This is a genomic window from Mesorhizobium sp. M7A.F.Ca.CA.002.05.1.1 (assembly GCF_003998335.1).
In the GTDB taxonomy this organism is placed as follows: Bacteria; Pseudomonadota; Alphaproteobacteria; order Rhizobiales; family Rhizobiaceae; genus Mesorhizobium.
The window spans coordinates 1-6629 of the sequence record NZ_RZQI01000277.1 but is presented as its reverse complement, the minus strand read 5'-3'; the positions used below and the strand labels follow the sequence as shown (position 1 = coordinate 6629).

The 6629-nt window shown below is 64.8% G+C and carries 6 protein-coding genes; 1 reads left to right on the top strand and 5 read right to left on the bottom strand.

The window, feature by feature from the left end; genetic code table 11:
• Positions 1-1239 (top strand): NAD(P)/FAD-dependent oxidoreductase (locus EN939_RS15915; protein ID WP_164751013.1); only part of this gene is annotated, 1239 nt, incomplete at its 5' end.
• A 57-nt stretch (positions 1240-1296) separates the two neighbouring features.
• Here EN939_RS15915 and EN939_RS15910 read toward each other — a convergent pair.
• The 5 genes from EN939_RS15910 to EN939_RS15890 form a co-directional block, all read right to left on the bottom strand.
• Positions 1297-2565: a D-tagatose-bisphosphate aldolase, class II, non-catalytic subunit gene (locus tag EN939_RS15910; RefSeq protein WP_127268749.1), complete on the bottom strand. Its 1269-nt coding sequence runs from the start codon at positions 2563-2565 to the stop codon at positions 1297-1299.
• Complete coding sequence (locus EN939_RS15905) at positions 2565-3551, bottom strand: tagatose kinase (RefSeq protein WP_127268748.1); 987 nt, start codon at positions 3549-3551, stop codon at positions 2565-2567. The genes EN939_RS15910 and EN939_RS15905 overlap by 1 nt, the downstream gene beginning before the upstream one ends.
• 153 nt (positions 3552-3704) lie before the next feature.
• Positions 3705-4334, bottom strand: coding sequence for an HAD family hydrolase (locus EN939_RS15900; protein WP_127268747.1), 630 nt, complete (start codon positions 4332-4334; stop codon positions 3705-3707).
• The gene (locus EN939_RS15895) at positions 4334-5854 is read right to left on the bottom strand and encodes an FGGY-family carbohydrate kinase (protein WP_127268746.1); all 1521 of its coding nucleotides are present in this window, start codon (positions 5852-5854) and stop codon (positions 4334-4336) included. Before EN939_RS15895 ends, EN939_RS15900 begins: the two co-directional genes overlap by 1 nt.
• A 162-nt stretch (positions 5855-6016) precedes the next feature.
• The coding region (locus tag EN939_RS15890; RefSeq protein ID WP_127268745.1) for a BtpA/SgcQ family protein at positions 6017-6629 on the bottom strand (613 nt) is incomplete at its 5' end.

The window sequence follows — 6629 nt, the reverse complement described above, 5'->3', positions numbered from 1 at the left end:
GCACTGTTCCTGGCGCGACGGAACGTCTCGGTGACGCTGCTGGAAAAGGGCCGCATCGCCGCCGAGCAATCCTCGCGCAATTGGGGCTGGATCCGGCAGCAGGGCCGCGATGCCGACGAACTGCCGATCGTCATCGAAGCGCAGCGCCTCTGGCGGCAACTGGCGCAGGAGTGTGGCGAGGACATAGGACTGAAGCAGACGGGCGTCACCTATCTTGCGCGGACGGACAAGGAGATGGCCGGTTTCGCGAAATTCCTGACGATCGCCCAGGCTCATGGCGTCGACACGCGTCTCCTCGACCAAGGTGAGTTGGCAAGCCTGATCCCGGCCATGGCGCTACCGTTCAAAGGCGCAATGATCACCCCGTCGGACATGCGCGCCGAACCTTGGGTCGCCGTGCCCGCGCTTGCGCGCCTGGCGGCCCGCGAAGGCGTGACGATCATCGAGAATTGCGCGGCACGTATGCTCGACATCTCCGGGGGTCGCACCAGTGGCGTCTGGACCGAGAAAGGGCTCATCGCGACCTCGAGCGTCCTCGTCGCCAGCGGCGCGTGGACGTCGCTCTTCCTGCGCGCCCATGGCATCTCGATTCCGCAGCTCAGCGTCAGGGCGACCGTCGCCGCGACAGCACCGATGGCGGAAATCCACGCCGGTGCCGCCGCGGATGAACGCATCGCTTTCCGACGCAGGCAGGATGGCGGGTATACGCTCGCATCGGGAGGCAGTAGCCAACTCTACATAGGGCCGGACGCATTTCGCCATGCGGGCAAATATATCAGCGCCCTGATGGCCAATCCCTTCGGCACACGCTACCTGCCGGCCGCGCCGCGAGGATACCCGGATGGCTGGTCGACGCCGCGCAGATGGAACGCGGATGAAGAAAGCCCTTTCGAACGGATGCGGGTCCTCAATCCCGCTCCCGAGACGTCGGCGCTTCGCGCCATCGACCGCGGGTTCAGGGAACTGTTCCCTCAGTTCACGACTGTGCCGATCAAGGCGAGCTGGGCGGGCATGATCGATGCGATGCCTGATGTCGTGCCCATCGTCGATCGCGCCGCTGCGATCCCAGGTCTCGTCATAGCGACCGGGATGAGTGGTCACGGCTTCGGCATCGGACCCGGCATCGGCCGTGTGCTGTCCGACCTCGTCCAAGGCAACGAGACCGGGCACAATCTCTACAGGTTCCGTCAATCCCGTTTCAGCGACGGCAGTCCGATCCGATTGGGGCCATCGCTGTAAGCGTTCCTGCCGCCCGCCAGGCCATCCGCTCTGGCCTTGAAGTGCCGGACGAGGATCTCAGGTGCCGCATGCCCCGGCGTAGGCCTCGATGCTCCGCCGGACGTGACCGATCGCGATCTCCTCGACGTCGCAGGCGCGGCCAGCCCATGTGACTGCAGAAGGCAGGTGCTGGAGAAACAGCGTCACCGGCACCTTGCGGCCGTTCAACGTATCGAAGAGACGGTTGCAGGCGGCACGGGCTTGCGGGATCGCCCAATAATATCGGATGCGATCGGAATAGGAGTAGTGGCGCAGCGTCCGCTTGTCGGCATCGCTTCCATGATAGTGGCTTGCCCAATTCTTGGGGGTGGCTTGCATCTGCTCTTCCATGGCGTGGTAAAGTGGCCGCTCGCCATAGCCAGGCACCAGGTCGGAAGCGATCAGGTCGAGCGCGTACAGCGCCTCGCGCAGCTTGAAGGTCAGCTCGGGGCCGACCTTGAGGATGGCGAAGCCGTCCTCGACGAGTTCACGCAGCGGCCTCTCGCCCTGATAGTCCGTCGAATGAGCTTCGAAAATGAGCGACGGCAATGTGCTCAGAGTTGCCGCCAGGTCGCTGGCCTTGGTCCGATCGTAGAAAATCACATTCTGGTTGCCGAACTCCACGCCCGGCTGCACCACAAGCCCGATGACGCGGGAAAATGCGCTTTCAAGCCCGGCGGTTTGGAATGCCTGGGCGTGAATGGCATGTGTCTGGCGAGCCGCCTCCGGACTGGTCGGGGTGATCGCATCCAAAGCGTGATCGGCGCCGCCGGGCGGCGGCACTTCCGTGCCGATGATGTAAACCGGGCTTGCCCCGCCGCTCTGCGCTGCCGCCTGCTCCGCGACGCCTGCCAGCCTGGCCGCGCGCCCGGCCACCGTGTGGTCGTCTAGCGCCGCCGGTTCACCCGCGCAGCCCATCGAGGCATCGAGGTGGATCTTGCGGAAGCCGGCGCGGACATAGGCATCGATCATCGTCCCGGCCTGCGCCATCGCCTCCTCGGCGGGCCGGTCTCTCCAGGGATTGGGGCCGAGATGATCCCCGCCAAGCACGATCAGCTTTTGCGGGCACTGCTCGGCTGCCGCGAGCGCTTCCACCATCGCCGCGAAATCGGCCGGCGTCATGCCCGTATAACCACCCAGATGATTGACCTGATTACACGTCGCCTCGATCAGGACGGTGGTGCCGGTTTCCCGCCCGTGGCGCAGTGCGGCTTTCAGCACCAGCGGGTGCGCCGAGCACACCGAGGTCACCCCGATTTTCTTCCCGTCCCTGTGCAGGTCCGGCAAATCGTCGATCGCCACACGCATCAATTTCTTCTCGCCGTTCTTGCCATGAAATCCTCCAGCTCGGCCGGCGTGCCGGCTCCCTCCATGGGACCGAGGCGTGTGACGTTGCGCGCCCCTGCCGCGTTGGCGAATTCGAGCGCCGTCTGCAGCGCCATCCCCAGCCGCCGGCATGCGACATAGGCTCCCCCGAAACAGTCGCCGGCGCCGGTGGGGTCCGTTTCCTCGACGATGAGGCCGGGGCAATCGGCGCGGGCTCCGGTGCTTTGACGGGCTGACGCGCCATGTTCGCCGCGCTTCACGGCGATCTCCTTGACCCCTCGTCTGAACAGCGCCTCGATCGCGCGTTCCTCCCCGTCCGTGCCGGCGGCCAGGAACAATTCATTGCCCGACGGCAGCAGCAGGTCCGCTTCGTCCACCAGACCGGCGAATTTCTCCTCGGTCTGGCCGTGCGCCAGCAATTCTTTGCGCAGGTTCGGATCGAGCGACATCGTGCCGCCGCGTGCCTTGATCAGCGGGATCGCGCGTTCGGTGATCGCCCAGGCTGCGGGACTTGCGAACACCGTTCCCATGACATGGATATGCCCGCAACGCGCGATCAGCGCCTCGACCTGCGGGCTCCATTCCAGTCGGGCGGCGGCGGATTTGGCGATGTTGTAGACGAAATCGCGGCTTCCGTCCGTGCGGTAGCGAACAAAGGCGCTGCCCGTCGGATAATCCGGGGAAACAGCGATGGCTGAAGTGTCTACGCCGTCCCGCTTCAGGCGCTCCATGTTGACGACGCCGAAATCGTCGTCGCCGACCACGCCCACCATTGCGGCCGCTCCGCCCATACGTGCGCATTGATCGATGAAGATGGCGGGCGCGCCGCTCGGAAAGGGACCAATGAGGTCGATAGGTTGCCGGAAGCCGGTGCCCGTCTGCCTCGCGACGATCTCTACCAGGATTTCTCCGATCGTCACGGTTGGCCCGAGCGAGTCCGCTGCAAGTGTTCGGGGGAGGTCGTTCATCAAGCGTCCAATCCTGGGTGTGGTGTCGTTCGCGGTTTCACGACGCCGAGGCGCAAGAGGATTCCTACCGGATCGATGTGAATCGATCAGCTGCCATCACGCTACAAACCTGCATGCATGGTCAAGCGCACACTTGGAACGACGCGCAAACCCTCAGCCGGGAAACAGGTCCAGGATCGACGACAGGCGGTTGGTGCTGAGATCGACGTCGCCGAGCAGGCCGCCGCTGGGGAGATAGCCGACCACGAACAGACCGGCGGCTCGTGCTGCCTTTGTGCCGGTGCGGCTGTCTTCCACGGCCACCACCGACCCTGGAGCTACGGCGAGCTGCCGGCAGGCCTCGCGATAGGGCGTGGGGTCGGGCTTGCCGGCCGACACGTCGTCGAGGCTGATTGTGAGACTCATATGGTCGAGCACGCCGAGCCCATCGAGATTGGCATTGACGACTTGCCGGCCGGAATTCGAGACGCAGACCTGCGGGACGCCGCGGTCAGCCAGGGTCCGAATCGTCTCGACCGCCTCGGGGATCGGGACGGCGTTCGCCCGGTTCGCGACGTAGTGGGCATTGATAGCGGCGAGCCACTCCGCCTGGTCGAGCCCGACCGGGAGACGCGGACGCAGCATTGTCCAGACGTCGCCCATATGGATGCCGCGAAAGGCTTGGTCGGGCAGGTCGTCAAGATCGACGTTCCAGTTGCGGCAGCCGGCGAGGAGGGATTGATGATGCAACGGCTCGCTGTCGATCAGCGTTCCGTCGATGTCCCAGGCGACGGCGCGATACATCACGATGACGATCCCGCTCTGGTCGCGCCAGGAGCCGACAGGCGCGCATAAAGATCGCGATAGCGGCGATAGCCGTCGCGGTAGATGTCAGCCTTGCGCGGGTCGGGATCGAGCCGGTCGGCGAAGCTGACGAAACCGGAAACGCCCGACCAGTCGTCGGTCAGGCCGACGCCGATCGCCGCCGTCCAGGCAGCGCCGATACAAGAGCCGGGGTGCCCGGTCAGGCGTTGGACCGGCTTTTGCAGGACATCCGCGACAATCTGCATCCAGACCTTGCTGCTTGAGCCGCCGTCGGAGGCGAGATAGCGCTCGGTCCGGTGGCCCATGTCGTTGAGCACCTCGATATGATGCGCGATGGCGAAGGCATAGGCCTCGAGCAAAGCGCGCCAGACATGGCCGATATCGTGCGACAGCGTCAGCCCATCGATCACGCCACGAGCCGCTGGATCATGGATCGGCGTCTTCTCGCCGAGGAAGTAAGGCAGGACGGTGAGGCCGTCGGCACCGGCGGGACGCTCTGCCGCCAGCGCATCGAGCCGCTGGTGTACCGAAATACCATCGGCCTGTGCCGTGGCCATCTCGCCGCCGGCGAAATTGCGTACGAACCAGTTGAGGCCCGAGCCGCCGGTCGACATACAGCCATTGGGCATGAACAGGCCCGGCACCAGGTGGTAATCAAGATACATGCGGGGATCTGGCTTGATCTGATCGGTGGCGATCAGGATATCGACCGAGCCGCCGAATTTCAGGAGGACATCGCCTGCTTTGGCAACTCCGGCGCCGAGCGCGGAAGCGATCATGTCGGCCGCACCCCCGACGACAGGTGTTCCCGCCATCAGGCCGGTCTCATCCGCGGTCTTCGCCGAGACGGAACCGAGGATCTCATGCGAGGCGATCTTTCGTGGCACGGCCGAGCGCGGTATGTGGGCGAGCGCCACCAGGTCGTCGTCGATCCGGTGCGTCGAAACATCGACGAAGCCGGCCTCCAGCGCCCAGTTCTGCTCGACCGCACGTTCACCGGTGAGGCGCCAGTTGATATAGTCATAGGAGCCGAAAACGGTGGCGATGCGGCTGAACACCTCCGGCTCGTGACGCTCTATCCAGCGCAGCTTTGCGGTGACCAGCTGTTGGTTGATGCCGTTGCCGGCCTTGGCGATGAAAGCCGCCTCATCGCATTCGGTCCGCAGTTCGGCAACTTCGGCGCCACAGCGGCCGTCGCTCTGCTGGATGCTCGGTCGCAGCACCTCGCCCTGCTCGTCCAGAAGAACGACCGCCGGCAGCATGCCGGTGGTGCCGATCGCCACGATCTCTTCGGCCTTGATGCCGCTGGTCCTCAGCAGCTCCTGCACGATCTCGCGGACATTGGTCCACCATTGCGCGGGATCTTCCTCGGCCCAGCCCGCATGCTCGGAATGCAGCGTGACGGGGCGCGAGGCGAGGCCCAGCACCTGATCGGGAAGCCGGATCAGAATGCCGATCGTCGAGGTGGTGCCGATATCGAGACCGAGAACGAACGCCATGTCGAATCCATTGAAATGCCGGGAAGGGCAGGCGGGCGAACCTGTCTGCCTCGTCGTGTCCCGCTGCTCGATACCAGTCGATCATTCCGGACGCCGGCCCGCAACGATCGATATGATCACCGCGAGCCGGCGCGATGGCCGGCATCGCCGTGGAAGCCGTTCTCAGCGCAAAGTGGCGACAACGTCCATGAAGCGTTTGACCCGATCGCCGTCGACGGCGTTCCAGGTATTGCCATCGATCTTGAAATGGGTCCCGATCACGACCCCGCTCGCCAGCGAAAGGACATCGCGGACATTGTCGATGTTCACGCCGGTGTTGGCGAAGACCGGCACGTCCTTGATCGTCTCGCAGACGCTGCGCAGGTGGGACTGGTCGGCCGGCTGGCCAGTGATCGGACCGGAAACGAGGATGGCGTCGGCCATCGACGAGAACACCGCGCTCTTGGCGCGCAATTCAATAGGACGCTGGTCGAGCGAGTGTGCGAACTCTGCATTGATGTTGAAGAGAAGCTTCATGTCGTCGCGGCCAAGATTGTGCCGCAGGCGCGAGGCGGCGGCGCAATCGGGCTCCCACAGGCCCATGTCGGAAGCAAACAGGCCGGTGAAGATCTCGCGCACGAAACGGGCTCCGGTGGCAGCCCCGATCGCGACGCTGGCAGTCGGATCCCAGAGATAATTGACGCCAAACGGCACCTTCAGCTCGGGTTTCACCGCCTGGACGATCGCAGTCATGGCGGCAATACCTTCGGGCGGCGCCTTGAAGACATAGGGGCGG